Raw genomic sequence first — 16,665 nt, 5'->3', positions numbered from 1 at the left:
CCTCCTTTTTTCGGTCGTATTCAGGCAGATTCCTCTGTCCTTCTTATTCGATTTCCACCCCTGCAAGTTCTATAAACTCTTCCTCTGAAATGATCGGCACTCCAAGTTCTTTCGCCTTTCTGTTCTTGGAAGAAGCAGACTCTACATCATTGTTGATCAGATAATTTGTCTTCTTCGTTACAGATCCGGTCACTTTTCCACCCATCTTCTCAACCAGTTCTTTTACCTCATTCCGGTTTGCAAAATGATTCACGCTGCCAGTGACAACGAAACTCATACCTGCAAATTTCTGTTCTTCTGCCATCTCTTCCTGCTGGATCTCCAGTTCTCCGAGAAGGAGCTTAAATTCCTTTTTTCTTTTCTCTGATACAAAATATTTTACAAATGCCGCCGCAAGCACCGGACCTACCCCCTGGATATCACTCAGTTCTTCTTCAGATGCTCCTGTCATTTTTTCCACATCATTTTTAAAATGGCGGCAGATCAGTTTTGCATTTGCGAGACCGATCCCTGCAATCCCAAGTCCATATACCACTTTAGCAAGTGTTGTGCTTCTCGCCTTATCCACGCTTGCGATCAGGTTCGCATAAGATTTTTCTCCAAAACCTTCCATCGTCTGAATTTCTTCCTGATAGACATCCAGATGAAAGATATCTCTGTATTTGTGAATGAATCCTCTCGCAATAAATTTCTCCAGTGTCGCCTCAGAAAGCCCGTCAATATTAAGTGCATCCCTGCTGACAAACAAGGCAAAGGATTTGATTCTTTTTGCCTGACACATCGGATTTGTGCAATACAACGACTTTGCATCATTCATCTGACGGATCTCCGTAGCTCCACCACAAACCGGACAGACTTTCGGGATCTCAATATTGTCACTGCCGGTCAGATTCTTCGCGATCTGTGGAATGATCATATTCGCCTTATAAACTTCGATCGTATCCCCGATTCCCAGATGCAGCTCCTCCATAATACTTAAATTGTGTACACTTGCACGGCTTACCGTTGTTCCTTCCAGCTCTACCGGTTCAAAGATCGCTACCGGATTAATAAGCCCTGTTCTTGATGGACTCCATTCAATCTCCAGAAGGTGCGTCTCGCGGATCTCATCTGCCCATTTGAAAGCAAAAGAATCACGTGGAAATTTTGCCGTTCTCCCAAGCGACTGCCCATACGCAATGTCGTCATATACAAGAACCAGACCATCTGACGGAAAATCATTTTCTACGATCTTTTCTGCAAAAAATGCAACCTTCTCATCCAGTTCTTCTCTTGTCACCAGATAATGCTCCACCACATCAAATCCCTGCTGTTCCAGCCAGTCAAGCTGTTCTTTTCTGGAATTGTGGAAATCCACATTTTCTGCACGTACCAGGGTAAATGCATAGAATTTTACGTTTCTCTGTGCCGTGATCTTGTTGTTCAGCTGGCGGACAGAACCACTGCACAGATTCCGTGGATTTTTATATTTTGCATCCACGTCATCAATTTCTTCATTGATCCGCTCAAAATCTTTGTAACCGATCACCGCTTCCCCTCGCAGGATCAGTTCCCCTTTATACGGAATATGAAGCGGCACATTTTTAAATACTTTCGCATTGTTGGTAATGACCTCACCGACTTCCCCATTTCCTCTTGTAACTGCCTTAAAAAGTTCGCCGTCACGATAGGTCAGAACGATCGTCAGACCATCCATCTTCCATGAGATCACAGCCGTCTGGTCTCCAACAAATTCCTTCAGCCTTGCCACTTCTTTTGTCTTGTCAAGAGAAAGCATCGGTGACTCATGACGTTCTTTCGGAAGCTCACTTAATACTTCATATCCTACATTCACCGTCGGACTGGAAGCCATAACGGTTCCCAGCTCTTCTTCCAGACCTTTCAGTTCATCATACAGCGCATCATACTCATAATTGCTCATAATTTCCTGCGCATCCTGATAATAAGCTTTTCCGGCTTTATTCAGAAGCTCTACCAGCTCCTGCATCCTTTTCATCTTATCCATATCCAAATCCACACTTTTAATTATTGTTCCACGGTGTCGGCTCTGACTTTGAATCCCTGATCAGCTCATAGAGTTCATTCAGTTCCTGATCCGTAACCTTCCGGTATTCTCCCGGCTTTAAATTACCAAGTTCGATATTCATGATCCGCACTCTCCGAAGCTCCTTTACCTCGTAGCCAAGTGCCTCACACATCCGGCGGATCTGCCGGTTGAGTCCCTGTGTCAGAATGATCTTAAATTTATATTTTCCAAGCTTTTCTACCTGGCATGGTCTTGTGACAGTATCCAGGATCGGGACACCACCCGCCATCTCCTTGAGAAATTCATCTGTCACCGGCTTATTGACTGTAACTTTATATTCTTTTTCATGTTTATTTGCCGCACGCATCATCCGGTTGATAATGTCACCATTGTTCGTCATCAGAAGCAGCCCTTCCGAATCCTTATCCAGACGTCCTACATAAGTAATCCGTACCGGATAGTTAAGAAAACGTACAATACTGTCTCTCTCCCGTCTTTCCTCAGTACAGACGATTCCACGTGGCTTATTGACCGCAAGCACGATCATCTCTTCCTGTCTGGATACCTGCTTTTTCCCAATCCGCACAACCTGCCACGGCTCAACCTTCATTCCGGTTTCTGCACGCACACCGTCAACTGTCACCTGTCCGGCTGCTATCAGTTTGTCCGCTTCTCTTCTGGAACATACACCAGCTTCACTTAAATATTTGTTCAGCCGGACCGGTCCTTTATTTTCCGTGTCCAGAAACTGCTTTTCTATTTTATTTGCCATGTTTTTCTCCTGTTAATTCTCATCCAGTACCCCCGCCAGCATCCGGTCTTCAAAGAATGTATTGGCATTGTACAGAAACAGAACATCATCAAACTGTTTATCTGACATCACAGAACTTAATTTACCGGTATAATAACGAGGGTCGATCACAACGATCTCCCGGTAATACGGAGCCAGAAGCGGAAGAAAACAGTTTGCATATGAATCTTTGAACACCAGAAGTCTGCGTTTTTCTGTCTGTGTTGACTGAATATCGATCATTGCATGATTTCCACCGAAGAATACGGAATATTGATCTCTCTCATCCAGTTTGGATGAATCATACATAGAAGCACTCTTTTTCTGTTCTTCCACATAATTGACTGCAACCTGTGGTGCATCTGCACTCTTTGGCAGATAAATATAGATCGGTTCCTTATAATCTGTCTCATATCCACTCTTTGCGGATAACGTTCCGTTAAAAGAATCCGATACCGCATAGGCTTTCATCTTAATTTCTTCACTCTTATCCAGTCCAAGCTGCGTCTTTGCTCCCTGGAATGCATACCATGCACCAAGAGAAGTCCAGTGATGATCTGTGTGATAATAAATTGCTTCATCCTTGTGAGCATCCAGTACTTTTTCTGCATCGATCCAGTCATAAGAATCTCCAAGTTCTGCCTTTACACGGCTGATCTGTCTGCTCTGATTAGCAGTCACCGCAAATGCCGGAAGCTTGTCCTCCATGACATTTGCCGCATTCGGGATCAGCATCATATGCATCTTGATATCCGGATAACGCTCTTTAAAATTCTTCATTGCATCCAGATTCTCTTTCAGATCATTTTCATCTGCCACAGCAACATCTTCCATCAGATAATGGTCCTTTCCTTTGAAAACACCACCTTCTTCTGTCCTCCCCGCCACACTGTCCGCAAATGTCTTGAGTCTTACCCAGGTATCTCTTCCTGCAAACTGATCCGATACATACTCCTCGTACTGCTCCATAAACCTTCCGGAAGCAATTCCGGAAAGAGAAATTTCCGGTTTCTGCGCCAGCATACGCATTTCTTTTTCTGACATCTGCCTGTCTTTGTGCATAAGGTTTACTCCGCAGCTGAGAATAAGGGCTCCCAGAAATAAAAACGCACATACCGCCTGGATCTGTTTTTTCCCTCCTGGCAGAAAATGCTTTGTTCTGTTTTTTTGTTTATTATTCTTTCTTTCTACCATTGTCTTTCCTTAAAATCTAAAATATAAAAATGGATTGTAACTTTCTGTCACCAGATATGCCACACACAGTACAAACAGTCCTGTCATCAGGCAGCCTGCCAGAACCGTATGCGGTCTTTCCTCGTCAAATACCAGCCGCTTTCCGAGCAGATGCATAAACGGTGTACTTCCTATGATCCCTGCCACCCAGAAGAGCCAGTTTCGCATGATCAGGTACAATGCCTGACTGTCCATAAATCCGGTTGCACCCTGACCGAACATATTGCCGATCCAGGTAAGTGCGCTTCCGAGTGTCGGGCTGAAGAACAGTACCCAGCCAAGCATGACCAGAATCATTGTGTAAATCGTCTGGACTGCCCCCGGCAGCTTTGCAAGTATTTTTCCTGTAAAATATTTTTCAGTAATGAGGATCACTCCGTAGAAGAGCCCCCATGCTACAAAGTTCCAGCTTGCCCCATGCCAGAGACCGGTCAGGAACCATACGATCAGAAGATTCAGTAAATGCCGCGGAACCGTTACCCGGTTTCCTCCAAGCGGAATATACACATACTCGCGGAACCATGATCCCAGCGAAATATGCCATCTTCTCCAGAACTCGGTAACACTTTTGGAAATATACGGATAATTGAAGTTCTGCATAAACTCAAACCCGAACATCTTTCCAAGTCCGACTGCCATGTCCGAATAACCGCTGAAATCGAAATAAATCTGGAAAGTGTAGGCAAGACATCCAAGCCATGCAGTCACTACCGACATTCCATCCATCGCCGCGATATTTTCATAAATCGAACCAATCGTATTCGCCAAAAGCACTTTCTTCGCCAGTCCCATCACAAAGAACCAGGCACCGTATCCAAACTTCGTCAGTGATTCCTTTCTTTCACGCAGCTGTCGCTCCACATCTGCATACTGTACGATCGGACCTGCGATCAGCTGTGGGAACATTGTAACATAGGTTCCGAAATCAATCAGATTTACCTGTACGTCTACATTTCCTCTATATACATCAATGATGTAAGACAATGTCTGGAAAGTATAGAAGGAAATTCCTATTGGGAGCTCCAGTTTTCTATATGGAATATAAAACGGAAGGATCGCGTTTAAATTCGTTACGATAAATCCGTAATATTTGAAAAATCCAAGAATAAACAGGTTTACAACGATCGTAAAGATCAGACTGTGAACCTGCGATTTTCTTCCTGCTTTTAATGCAATGTCCATTCCGCAAAAATAATTGAACAGAATGGAAATCAGCATCAGGAAGATATAGACCGGCTCTCCCCACGCATAAAATATGAGGGAAGCGATCAAAAGTACCACATTTTTTACCTTACGCGGCACCAAATAATATACCAACAGTGTAATTGGCAAAAATGTAAACAAAAATACCAGACTACTAAATAACATAACTTTTTCGTTTCCTTTTATCTACTTCAGGCTCTTTGTAAACGCCTTTTCTACAGTTTCAGCTTTTGGTGAAATAACAAAAAGCACGTATGTACCTTTCGTCTTAATGATCGAAGCATCCAGAAGCTTTACCTGCTCGGCCCCATATCCTTCAAAATTATCGAGCTGTGTCTTTTTTCGCTGTTCTGCGGCTTCCTCAACTGCCTCCGCCTCATTCTCGTCCTTTGTTTTCACCAGAAGGAGCTCGTTGACTCCCATTGTTTCATTCGTATAATACAGTGTTATATCTTCATAATCCTTCGGATTGATCCCATAGAATCTCTTGATCTCCTGGGTTCCGGCAAGTGTCATGTTCTTATCATCTGCTGCATCCACAACCGCTTTCTGTACATCTGCAAACGGTGTATCGCTGTCTCCCTTAGACTGAAAGATCAGACCAATATAGATAAGCAAAATAACTACCATCCCAGCTCTGATATTACGCAGAACTGTAAATTCCCCTTTTTTCTTTGTCATATTCCGGCCACCTCCGCCATATGTTCTGCCCAGATTGGATAATACTCCGACTTCATATGCTCGCCATCCTGCTCATAATACTCATCTTTTACGATCTCTGTATTATCGATAAATGTAATTCCTTCTTCATCGCACAATGCTTTGAGTGCGGTATTATAATCCGGAATCTTGGCATAAACCGGCTCTTCTTCTTCTTTTTGCGTGGAAACAGGAAGAACACAGTTGATGTAGAGCACTGCATCCGGCATCTGCTCTCGCACATTTGCAAGTACCGCTTTGTATTTTTCAATAAATGCATCGGTATCTCCATCTGTTCCGGAAATGTCATTCAGTCCAAGTGCCAGAAAAAGGACTTCAGGCTTTAACTCTGCAGCTGTCTTGATCAGATCACCGGTCTGTTCAAGGTGCATTCCTTTTTCCGCTACAACCTTAGAAGTATCAAGCACATCATATACGGTAAAACCGGTTGTGATCGAATCTCCGAGAATCACCGCATGCGCAAATTTTTCGGACAACGGACGGTTCTTCCAGTCCTCTGTCGCCTGTTTTTCTTCTTTTTCAATATTTGAAATTTTGGTCTCCACCTCAGATACATCTGCTTTTTCCAGCTTCTTGATTGCTTTTACTCCTGCTGATGTATTCACCTTATCTGTTCCAAGATGCGAAAGACCAATACTTACGATTACAGTCAGTACAACAACCGCTCCTGCAATTTCCATCAGAACTTTTTTTCTTCTTTCTTCTGCCTGATGTTCTTTCTCCATCGTTCTTTTCTTCATGCTATGCATCCTATCTTTTATTAAAATATGAGTTTCATTTTCATTGAATCATGTGATAAATACTCTAACTTATTCATTTTACTTTCTTCTATTATAAAAGTCAAATCTTTAATAATGCCAAAATCACCAAATGTGCAGGGTAAAACACGTAAAAAAAATACTTTTTCACAAGAAAATGTTTCTGTGATTTTTTTCCGTTATAAAATACCAGAACGCAGGCTCCCGCTGCCAGTACTGCGATCATTGCCCCTGCTCCCGCTGCAATTCCCGCAGCTCCCGGAAGTTCTGCTGTCACCGTAATCCCCAGAACAAGTGCCGCAATAAAAAATGCCTTTTTCCGGCGCTCCGGATCCTCTCCTGCCCGGTAAAACCAAAGTGTATACAAGGGAGCCAGAATTGCCCAGTCACAGATACTGCTTACTGCTATAATTCCCAGTACAACCAGACTTTTCTTTCCCAGATCTAATATTTTTTCCTCTGCTATCAGCAGACACAGACACAGAAAAAGTGTAAACATCATATTTAAAGTATACCACGGTGCCAGATGATTCCGCGCAAATGCCAGATAATACGGAAGCTGCGAAATGACAGCAAAGATCAGCAGTCTTCCTGCATATTTTTTTACTGACCTTGTATAACGGTATCCCTCAACCAGAAACCAGCACATGACCGGTGCCGTAAAATAACCGATATCCTTTAACGCTTCGCAGGCAAAGGTTCCCGGTTGCAAAAATATATTTGCAACATGATTGAGCAGCATGGTAAACACTGCAATGTATTTGATCTGATCCCGGTTTAATTCTATTTTCATCTTGTTATCCATCCTTTTTCTTTCCCGTATTGTATCAAATTCTTATGCATATCTCAAGATTTATGCTATACTGATACTATTACACTGATGACAGGAGGAAGTCTATGCTTATTTTTTCTCTGGATACAAAAAAATGCATGAATGCACTTTTACTGCATCCTGCATTTGATTCCTTTTTATTTATTGAAGGAGATATCACAACTTTTAATACCTTTCAATTTAACGGACGACTGAAAAAAGATTTCTTCAGTGCTGAAGAAAGAGAAGCTCTGAATGACCGGGAATATGCTCTCTGGAAAGAACTTCGCGAGTTCTGTCTTTCTCTGATCAAAGGAAAGCGTACTCCTCTGGGATTTCATTTTGTTCTTTCTATGTCTGCACCGAATATTGCACGGCTTCTCGAGCAGGAAAATCTTTCGTTTGCTCCTGCGGATGTTCAGGGACTGTACCTGAATTTTAAGTATGACGGGACAACGCTTAGTTGTACGACCGGAACGTCTATGAACCTGTTCACGCTGGACAAATCACTGGAGCAGGCATGGGATAAGATGGCGCAGCGGATTTTTGCGAAATACGAGATTCCGTTTGAGGTTGAGTAAGAGTCCTTTCTCATTCTGTAAGATTGGATGGTCCGAAACCTTTTGGCAACATTTCTTTCAAGGTATAGATATCATAATGCTCTGCATCTACTGCAAGAATGATCTGAAATGTCTCCGGTTCACAGAATTCCATCATGACCTGCCTGCATACTCCGCACGGCGGTGCATACTCTGTCACAACACCGCCTTTTCCTCCTACAATACAGATTGCATCAAATTCTTTTACTCCTTCGCTGACTGCCTTGAAAAATGCAGTACGCTCCGCACAGTTTGTCGGTGTATAAGCCGCATTTTCAATATTGCATCCCGTATATATCCGACCATTCTTTGCAAGCAGCGCAGCTCCTACTTTAAAGTCAGAATAAGGGGTATAAGAATATGCAAGCTGCGAAAGCGCAATCTCTATCATTTTTATTATTTGTTCTTTTTTCATTCTCTTTTTTCCTGCTTTTTCTTACTAAATAAGTTCCTTCAGAATCGAATGCCCGATCGTTCCTTCCGGCATTTTTACACCAAAGTTATCTGTGACCGTTGCCCCGATCACTGCAAAGGTATTTCCCTCCGTGATCACGCCACCCTCATCCATCTTTTTGGAATACGCCAAAAACGGTACATATTCCCGTGTATGATCGGTTCCTGTGTAGGTCGGATCGTTTCCATGATCGGCGGTAATAATAAGAAGATCATCCTCCCGCAGATCATCCAGCAAAATTCCAAGATTTTTATCAAATTTCTCAATCTCATGTCCGTAGCCAACCGGATCACGCCGGTGTCCCCACTGTGCATCAAAATCAACCAGATTTACAAAGCACAGTCCGTCAAAATCTTTTTTGCAGATCTCAATGGTCTGCTCCATTCCATGCACGGAGCTATTGGAATGATATGATTCTGTGATTCCTTCCCCGCAAAAGATATCATGGATCTTTCCGACTGCGATCACATCCTTTCCCGCATCTTTCAGTGCGTCAAGTGCAGTCTTTCCGGTCGGCTCAAGTGCATAATCTCTGCGGTTGCTGGTTCTTTTAAATTCACCCTTTTTCTTTCCTACATACGGTCTTGCAATGACTCGTCCCACGCGCCACTCATCCTTCATCGTGATCTCTCTTGCGATCTCACAACACCGGTACAGATTTGCCAGATCAAATGTCTCTTCATTTCCACATATCTGCAATACAGAATCCGCAGAGGTATAGACGATCATTGCACCTGTTTCGATTTCTTCTTCCCCAAGTTCTTCAATGATCTTTGTTCCGCTCTCACTACGGTTTCCAATCACTTTTTTCCCGCATTGTTTTTCCAATTCTGCGATCAGTTCCGGTGGAAATCCATGTTCGGTAAAGGTTTTAAATGGTTTTTCTGTATAAATCCCCATCATTTCCCAGTGTCCGGTCATCGTATCTTTTCCGTTACTCGCCTCTTTCAGTCTGGTAATTTTTCCAACCGGATTCTCGATTCCGTACATCTTTCCCCCGGTATGCAGATTCAGCATACCAAGCTTCTGAAGATTTGGAATCTCCAGTGTTCCCATTCTGTCTAAAATATGACCAAATGTATCTACATCCCTGTCACCGAATTTCTCAGAATCAGGCATTGCACCAATTCCGAGCGAATCCAGAACGATCACAAAGATTCGTTTATATATTGTTTCTTTCATTTACCGATCCTCTTTGATTAACTTTCTGATGGCTTCCACTGCCACCTGTACTGCCATATCTGTATCATGCACTACCGGATTTTCAAGTCCCAGTTTTTCTCTTTCCTGGTTTGCCATTACAAGGAAACACGCACCCACGCGTACATGAAGCTTTGCTGCCACAATGTAAAGTGCTGCCGTCTCCATCTCTGATGCCAGACATCCCAGTTTCTTCCAGGCTTCCCATTTATCGATCAGTTCATAACCTGCCGGCATCAGCTCCGGCTCATGCTGTCCGTAAAATGCATCTTTTGACTGTACCACTCCTATATGAAATTCACAGTTCTTTTCCTTGGCAACATGCACAAGGGCATTGGTAACTGTAAGATCTGCCACCGCCGGATACTCGATCGGCGCATATTCTTTGCTTGTGCCTTCCATACGGACTGCCCCGGTTCCAATCACAATATCTCCGCTTTTTACTTCCGGCTGTATCCCACCGCAGGTTCCGATCCGGATAAACGTATCTGCTCCACATCTTGCCAGTTCTTCCATTGCGATCGCCGCCGATGGTCCGCCGATTCCGGTAGATGTGACACTTACCTTTACGCCATCTAAAGTTCCTGTATAAGTGATAAATTCCCGGTTATCTGCAATCATCACCGGATTGTCAAAATACTGTGCAATTTTTTTGCAGCGCTTTGGATCTCCCGGGAGAATGACATAACGACCGACTTCCCCGTTGGCCACCTGAATATGATATTGTCTGCTTATATCCTCTGAATAATTCTTCATCGTATCCACCGCCTCTCTTTTGTTATATTATACTATAAAAGACCGGGAAGTTCACCAACACTTTGTGGAAAGTGTTTCCAAATACAGCCCAAAAAAGCCTGACCATTCAGACCTTTTCGCATAAGCGAAAACGGGAATCTGAATGGTTCAGGCTTTTCCTGGTATCTACAGCAAAATTACTTTGCCAGTTTCATCATAATTTCATTACTGCGTTTTACAAATTCTGTCATCTCTTCCGGGCTGAGTGGCTTGTGTGCCAGCATTGCCAGGTCATATAACTGATGGCAGAACATCTCTGTATTTTCGCCATCTTTATGCTCTACAACATATTCTACCAGCGGATGATTTGCATTCAGGATCAGGGTTGCATTGGTTCCGAACATAGACGGATCCATGCCTGACATTCCATACATCTTCATCATTTCCTGCATACGGCGTGATTCTTCGGAAAGTGTGATCATAGATGCCACATTTTCATCTTTCATCTTTTCCACTTTTACTTCCAGTTTGTCATTGCCAAGTGCTTTACGGAAGATTTCAACCAGACTGTCTGTCTTTTCTTTGAATGCTTCTTTTTCTTCTTCAGATACATCCTCTTTGAAGTGATCGGTCAGATCTGCATCGATTCTCTGGAACTTAATATGTTCGTTCTTCTGCTCCATCTGAGTAATAAATGGAGAATCAATATTATGTGACAGGATCACTGCATCCAGTCCCTCTTTTTTGAACATATTGATGTACTGGCTCTGCTGCTGTTCATCTGTTACATAGTAGATCGTTGTCTTCTCTGCTTCTTTCTTTTCTGCTGACTGCTCTGCATTTTCACCCTCGGTCTTTTCCTCCGGCTCTGCTTTTCCGCCATTTTTTTCGATGCATTCTTTGAGTGTCATATACTTATGATCCAGGTTCTTGAACAGAACATAATCGCTCATCTTCTCACAGAATTTTTCATCTTTCAGGCAGCCGAATTTGATAAACGGACTGATGTCATCCCAGTATTTCTCATAGTTTTCTTTATCTGTCTTGCACATTCCGGAAAGCTTGTCAGCAACTTTCTTGGAAATATATTCAGAAATCTTCTGTACGAATCCATCATTCTGCAGTGCGCTTCGTGATACGTTAAGCGGCAGATCCGGACAATCAATGACTCCTTTTAATACCATCAGGAATTCCGGAATGACTTCTTTGATATTGTCTGCGATAAATACCTGGTTATTATAAAGTTTGATCGTTCCTTCAATAGAATCATATTCCGTATTGATCTTCGGGAAGTACAGGATACCCTTTAAGTTGAATGGATAATCCATGTTCAGATGGATCCAGAACAGAGGTTCTTTGTAATCCATAAATACTTTCCGGTAGAAATCAATATAATCTTCTTTGCTGCATTCGTTTGGATGCTTTGTCCACAACGGTGCCGGCTCACTGATCGATACCGGGCGTTTCACGATCTTTGCTTTATCGGATGCCGGTGAAACTTCAACCATTTCTTTTTCGCCGTTCTCATTTTCTTTTTCTTCCATCTTGGCATCTTCGTGGATATGTTCAACAACCGTATCGGTATCAAGGACTTCATCTTCCGGGATCGTCTCATATTCCGGTTCTGCATTTGCTTTGGATACAAAAATCTCTACCGGCATGAATGAACAGTATTTCTCAAGGACTTCACGGATCCTGTATTCATTTGAAAATTCTACACAGTCTTCGTTCAGGAATAAGGTGATTTCAGAACCAACTTCCTCTTTATCCCCTTCTTCCATCTCATACTCTGTACCGCCTTCACTTACCCAGTGTACCGGTTTGGCATCCTCTTTATAAGAAAGGGTATCAATATGAACTTCATCAGCTACCATGAATGCAGAGTAGAATCCAAGACCAAAGTGTCCGATCATATCGTCCTCTGTTGTCTTATCTTTGTATTTGTTCAGGAATTCGGTTGCTCCTGAAAATGCGATCTGTGTGATATATTCTTCTACTTCATCAGCAGTCATACCAAGACCATTATCGATGAATTTCAAAGTCTTCTCTTCCGGGTTTACAATAACCTGGATCTTTCCTTTATAACCATCCGGAAGTGTATATTCTCCCATCATATCCAGCTTCTTTAATTTTGTGATCGCGTCGCATCCATTGGAAACAAGCTCTCTTGCGAAAATATCATGATCGGAATATACCCATTTCTTGATAATCGGGAAAATATTTTCGCTGCTGATTGAAAGACTACCTTTTTTTACTGCCATTTTTATCACTCCTAAATTTCATATTCTATCTTTTTGCGGTTTCAAACACCGTATTTTTCTGTCCATGAAATATCTTAATACCCTGATTTCTAAATGTCAATAGAAAATTAGCACTCTTTCAACAAGAGTGCTAATAATTCTGTAAAAAATATAAAATTTCTGTGAAATATATTTCCCGATCCTTTGTGTACCGTCTATAAGAAATCTTTGACATACACTGTCAAAAGCTTTTATTCCACGCTCTTCAAAGATTCCACCATATCGATCTTCTTCAGTTTGTAGAACATTACCCAGTTTACAAATAAAGAAAATGCTGCAGTAAACAAGAAGCTGTACAGATAACTCTGCCAGTGTATCTGACGTCCGAACATCGCCTCTTCCACTTCAACCGTCAGGATAGTATAACGATGCAGGAAATTGCCAAGCACCATACCTACAACTGATCCGATGATCGTCAGCAGAATATTTTCCCTGTACACATAAGAGGCAACTTCTCCGTCATAAAAGCCCAGAACCTTCAGTGTGGCAAGTTCTCGCTGACGCTCCGTAATGTTGATATTATTCAGATTGTACAGTACCACAAAGGCAAGCATTCCGGCCGATACGATCAGTACCACAATAACCAGGTTCAGACTGCGGAGCATATCATCCAGTCTGCCCTCAATACTGCTGGTGTAGCTTACATTCAACACTCCGTCCATCGCCAGAAGCTTTGTTCCTGTCTTCTCGATCTGATCATCTTTTCCATCTTTCACACTGTAAATGATCGTATTGTATTCGACCGGTTTTCCATACAATTCCTCGTATTTTTCCGGTGACAGATACAGATAATGGCTCATATAGTTTTCGCAGATTGCTCCAATGGTAACCGTCTGGTCCCCACGGTCTTCATCTTCGATTGTAAGCTGATCTCCCACCTTCACATTCAGAAGAGATGCCATTTTCTCGGTAAGGATCACCTCATCTTTTTTCAGTGAATAAACTTCATTCTTATTCGTTCTGCTGTGGAAGCTTAAAAAGTCCTCAATCTTTTCATCATCCGACGGAACCATCAGATAAAGTGTCTTTTTACCAGATGCAGACTTTACATCTGTCTTCTGCATATGTACTTCGATCGTCTCTTTTACATCTGCATTCTGATCCAGATACTCCTGGATCTGCTGTCTGTTTTCTTCAGAAATATCATCATTCATATAGGTTGCTGCATCATAGAACTGCACCTTCTCATACTGTAAGCTGACAATCTCATAGATACAGTCTTTCAGTCCGAATCCGACTACCATCAACGCCATACAGCCGCCGATTCCGAAAATAGTCATAAAGAATCGCTTCTTATACCGGATCAGATTCCGCACGGTCGATTTCCATGTAAAATTCAGATGCTTCCAGATAATTCCGATCCGTTCAAGCAGAATCCTCTTGCCCTGCTTCGGTGCTGCCGGACGCATCAGTTCTGCCGGTTCTGCTGCCAGCTCTTTGTAGCAGGATGCGATCGTAGCGATCAGTATACAGGCAACTGCGATCACCGAAGCCTGGATTGCATAGCTCATGTGATACGGAAGCAGGATTGCCGGCAAATGCTTATACAAAATCATATAGCCATAAATAATGACAAGCGGCAGAATCTTCTCCCCGATCAGTACCCCAAAAATACTTCCTCCCAGCGTTGCTATCAGCGCATATCCGATGTATTTTCCTGCGATCGCAGCTTTTCCATAACCGAGAGCCTTCATCGTTCCGATCTGTACACGCTGTTCCTCTACCATTCGTGTCATCGTTGTCAGACTGATCAATGCTGCCACCAGGAAAAAGAGTACCGGAAATACTTTTCCAATGGAACGCATGCGGTCTGCATTATCCCCGTATCCCTGATATTCTGTCAGCGCATCTTCTCTCGTCTGCACGTACCATTTCGGATTCTCAATCTTTTTGATCTCAGCCTTTGCGTCTGCGATCTTCTGCTTTGCATCCGCAAGCTGCTTTTCTCCGTCTATGATCTTCACCTGCCCGTCCGTGATCTGGTCTTCAGCTTCTTTTGCTGCCTGCTCATATTCACTCCGGCCATCCGCAAGCTCCTGTTCACCGGATGCAAGTTGTGCTTTACTTGCATTTAAAGTGCCCTCTTTTTCATTCAGAAGTGCCCATGCAGACTGGATCTGTGCTTTTCCGTCCGTGATCTGTGATTTTGCACTGTCAAGCTGGGCTCTGGCTGCTGCAATCTGACTCTTGCCGTCTGTAATCTGTCTGCCTGCACTTAACAGCTCTTCTTCCTGTGCGGCAAGTGTCTGCTCCTGCTGAAGAAGTGCCGTCTCTTTTGCATCCAGATCTTCTTTTTGCTCAGTCAGGCTGGTGATCTGTGCCTCCAGGTCTGCTTCTGTGGCAAAACCTGCCTGTTTCAGCTTCTCCTGCTTTGTATTTTCAAGCTGTGTCTTCCGCTCCTGCATACCGGCAAGCTGTATATTTAAATTCTCCCACTTTTCCACATAAGCTTGTTGTTCTTCATTTCTATTCTCTTTAGGAATATTTACATATTTCTGATATTCATTGCTGTCCATTCCGTTCAGCTGCGTATTCAATTCTGCAATTTCTGAATCACACCGGCTGATTCCATCTTCAATCTCAGCCAGTCCGTCTTTCAGCTGATTAAGCGGTGCAAGTCCCTCGTCCAGCTGTTTCTTTCCATCCGCAATCTGTGTCTTTCCTGCTGCAATCTGTTCCTTCCCCGCCGTAATGATCGGCATATATTTCGAATAATTGCTCAGATAAACCTGTTCCGCATCTGCAAGCTCCTGTTCTTTCTGATCCAGCTGTGCTTTTCCGGATTCATACTGTGCCTCCGCCGAATCAAGCTGTGCCTGCTTATCATTCAGCTGCGCTTTTGCATCTGCAAGCTGCGTCTCGCCGTCTGCGATCTGCTGCTTTGCATCCGCAAGCTCTGCTTCTCCATCCGTAAGCTGCTGCTTTGCTTTTTCCAGTTCTTCGGCTGCCTTACTTTTCCCACTCTCCAGCTCTTTTTTCGCATCCTCCAGTTCCTGCGATTTTTCATTCACTGTCTTCTCTGAATCAGCAAGCTTTTCATTTGCCTCATCTACGATCTCCTGTTTACGTATTGCACAGCGTTCCTCTTCAATCGCACTCACGGCTTCCTTTGCTGCATCCGACAGATCATTGTATTCATCAGTAAATGCAGTTTTCTCTGCAGCACCACTCACTTTCACATAAGCTTCCGTATAAACATCCATGTCAAAAGAAGCTTTATTCACTACAACAAATCCACTGATCTCTCCGGTTCCGATCGTACTGCTTCCTCTTCCAAATGAAATATACAGCGGACTGTTCCCGATCCCGACAATCTTGTATGTATCTGTAACCAGTGAATCCGTCAATGCCTCTCCATCGCCGGAATGGAAAGTTACCGTGTCGCCAACCTTCAGGTCTGTATAGCTCAGAAAATCTTCATCCACCAGACATTCTCCGGCTTTTTCCGGCAGCCTGCCTTCTACAACCGAAACCTGATTAAAATTCTTCTGCGTGCTCAGCATATGGACAACCTTTTCATTGTCTCCAACCGGGCAAAGCACGTCTTTGCTGTATCCGCCTTCTACAGCTTCAATTCCCGATACCTTTCCAATCGCTTTGATATCCGCTTTGGTAAGTCCCATGGTTCCCATTACCTTCAGATCCATCAGCTCCGAATCATCAAAATACTGATCTGCAGTGATCCGCATACTTGGCTCTGATGCACGGATTCCCGAATAAAATGCGACACCCAATGCCACGATAAAAAAGATCGATATAAACCGTCCCATCGTCTTTTTAATTTCTATTATAAAGTCTTTGCGTAAAATATTTTTCTTCATCGGTCTTTACGTCCA

General features: G+C 43.2%; 13 protein-coding genes. 1 reads left to right on the top strand and 12 read right to left on the bottom strand.

Annotated features, from left to right (window positions below; all coding sequences use genetic code 11):
- Positions 1 to 43: 43 nt before the first annotated feature.
- From ligA to G4407_RS05245, 7 genes are all read right to left on the bottom strand, one after another.
- Positions 44 to 2,005 carry an NAD-dependent DNA ligase LigA gene (ligA, locus tag G4407_RS05275; RefSeq protein WP_173688029.1) on the bottom strand — a complete coding sequence of 654 codons (1,962 nt, stop codon included), beginning with the start codon at positions 2,003 to 2,005 and terminating at the stop codon, positions 44 to 46.
- A gap of 16 nt (positions 2,006 to 2,021) precedes the next feature.
- Positions 2,022 to 2,798, bottom strand: coding sequence for a pseudouridine synthase (locus tag G4407_RS05270; protein WP_173688028.1), 777 nt, complete (start codon positions 2,796 to 2,798; stop codon positions 2,022 to 2,024).
- Positions 2,799 to 2,810: 12 nt separating this feature from the next.
- Entirely contained in the window at positions 2,811 to 3,878 is a 1,068-nt protein-coding gene (locus tag G4407_RS05265) for a DHHW family protein (RefSeq protein ID WP_243259227.1), read from the bottom strand.
- Between the two features lie 141 nt (positions 3,879 to 4,019).
- Positions 4,020 to 5,417 (bottom strand): MBOAT family O-acyltransferase, encoded by a 1,398-nt coding sequence (locus tag G4407_RS05260; RefSeq protein ID WP_173688026.1) that lies wholly within the window; start codon positions 5,415 to 5,417, stop codon positions 4,020 to 4,022.
- Between the two features lie 21 nt (positions 5,418 to 5,438).
- Positions 5,439 to 5,933, bottom strand: a complete 495-nt coding sequence (locus tag G4407_RS05255) for a DUF4358 domain-containing protein (RefSeq protein WP_173688025.1) — start codon at positions 5,931 to 5,933, stop codon at positions 5,439 to 5,441.
- Entirely contained in the window at positions 5,930 to 6,712 is a 783-nt protein-coding gene (locus G4407_RS05250) for a GDSL-type esterase/lipase family protein (protein WP_173688024.1), read from the bottom strand. The genes G4407_RS05255 and G4407_RS05250 overlap by 4 nt, the downstream gene beginning before the upstream one ends.
- 100 nt (positions 6,713 to 6,812) lie before the next feature.
- The gene (locus G4407_RS05245; RefSeq protein WP_173688023.1) at positions 6,813 to 7,523 is read right to left on the bottom strand and encodes a TraX family protein; all 711 of its coding nucleotides are present in this window, start codon (positions 7,521 to 7,523) and stop codon (positions 6,813 to 6,815) included.
- A gap of 104 nt (positions 7,524 to 7,627) precedes the next feature.
- Here G4407_RS05245 and G4407_RS05240 point away from each other — a divergent pair, with 104 nt between their 5' ends.
- Positions 7,628 to 8,122, top strand: a complete 495-nt coding sequence (locus G4407_RS05240; protein ID WP_173688022.1) for a DUF5721 family protein — start codon at positions 7,628 to 7,630, stop codon at positions 8,120 to 8,122.
- Positions 8,123 to 8,132: 10 nt separating this feature from the next.
- On the opposite strand, the gene cdd is transcribed toward G4407_RS05240, so the two are convergent.
- The 5 genes from cdd to G4407_RS05215 all read right to left on the bottom strand — a co-directional run bounded on the left by cdd (position 8,133) and on the right by G4407_RS05215 (position 16,650).
- Positions 8,133 to 8,555 (bottom strand): cytidine deaminase, encoded by a 423-nt coding sequence (gene cdd, locus G4407_RS05235; protein WP_173688021.1) that lies wholly within the window; start codon positions 8,553 to 8,555, stop codon positions 8,133 to 8,135.
- Between the two features lie 24 nt (positions 8,556 to 8,579).
- Positions 8,580 to 9,776 carry a phosphopentomutase gene (locus G4407_RS05230; RefSeq protein WP_173688020.1) on the bottom strand — a complete coding sequence of 399 codons (1,197 nt, stop codon included), beginning with the start codon at positions 9,774 to 9,776 and terminating at the stop codon, positions 8,580 to 8,582.
- A complete protein-coding gene (gene udp / locus G4407_RS05225) occupies positions 9,777 to 10,550 on the bottom strand; it encodes a uridine phosphorylase (RefSeq protein ID WP_173688019.1) in 774 nt (257 codons plus the stop codon).
- Positions 10,551 to 10,726: 176 nt separating this feature from the next.
- Positions 10,727 to 12,790, bottom strand: a complete 2,064-nt coding sequence (gene htpG / locus G4407_RS05220) for a molecular chaperone HtpG (RefSeq protein ID WP_173688018.1) — start codon at positions 12,788 to 12,790, stop codon at positions 10,727 to 10,729.
- Positions 12,791 to 13,020: 230 nt separating this feature from the next.
- Positions 13,021 to 16,650, bottom strand: a complete 3,630-nt coding sequence (locus G4407_RS05215; RefSeq protein ID WP_173688017.1) for an FtsX-like permease family protein — start codon at positions 16,648 to 16,650, stop codon at positions 13,021 to 13,023.
- Between the last annotated feature and the right edge of the window lie 15 nt (positions 16,651 to 16,665).

Origin of the sequence: Allocoprococcus comes (assembly GCF_013300725.1) — a bacterium.
In the GTDB taxonomy this organism is placed as follows: domain Bacteria; phylum Bacillota; class Clostridia; order Lachnospirales; family Lachnospiraceae; genus Allocoprococcus; species Allocoprococcus comes_A.
The sequence above is the reverse complement of the archived record's forward strand: the minus strand, read 5'-3'. Positions and strand labels throughout refer to the sequence as shown.

Bases quoted from the DNA above. Each gene is read 5' to 3' on its own strand.
- ligA (WP_173688029.1), bottom strand. From the start codon at position 2,005: ATGGATAAGATGAAAAGGATGCAGGAGCTGGTAGAGCTTCTGAATAAA.
- G4407_RS05270 (WP_173688028.1), bottom strand. From the start codon at position 2,798: ATGGCAAATAAAATAGAAAAGCAGTTTCTGGACACGGAAAATAAAGGA.
- G4407_RS05265 (WP_243259227.1), bottom strand. From the start codon at position 3,878: ATGCACAAAGACAGGCAGATGTCAGAAAAAGAAATGCGTATGCTGGCG.
- G4407_RS05260 (WP_173688026.1), bottom strand. From the start codon at position 5,417: ATGTTATTTAGTAGTCTGGTATTTTTGTTTACATTTTTGCCAATTACA.
- G4407_RS05255 (WP_173688025.1), bottom strand. From the start codon at position 5,933: ATGACAAAGAAAAAAGGGGAATTTACAGTTCTGCGTAATATCAGAGCT.
- G4407_RS05250 (WP_173688024.1), bottom strand. From the start codon at position 6,712: ATGAAGAAAAGAACGATGGAGAAAGAACATCAGGCAGAAGAAAGAAGA.
- G4407_RS05245 (WP_173688023.1), bottom strand. From the start codon at position 7,523: ATGAAAATAGAATTAAACCGGGATCAGATCAAATACATTGCAGTGTTT.
- G4407_RS05240 (WP_173688022.1), top strand. From the start codon at position 7,628: ATGCTTATTTTTTCTCTGGATACAAAAAAATGCATGAATGCACTTTTA.
- cdd (WP_173688021.1), bottom strand. From the start codon at position 8,555: ATGAAAAAAGAACAAATAATAAAAATGATAGAGATTGCGCTTTCGCAG.
- G4407_RS05230 (WP_173688020.1), bottom strand. From the start codon at position 9,776: ATGAAAGAAACAATATATAAACGAATCTTTGTGATCGTTCTGGATTCG.
- udp (WP_173688019.1), bottom strand. From the start codon at position 10,550: ATGAAGAATTATTCAGAGGATATAAGCAGACAATATCATATTCAGGTG.
- htpG (WP_173688018.1), bottom strand. From the start codon at position 12,790: ATGGCAGTAAAAAAAGGTAGTCTTTCAATCAGCAGCGAAAATATTTTC.
- G4407_RS05215 (WP_173688017.1), bottom strand. From the start codon at position 16,650: ATGAAGAAAAATATTTTACGCAAAGACTTTATAATAGAAATTAAAAAG.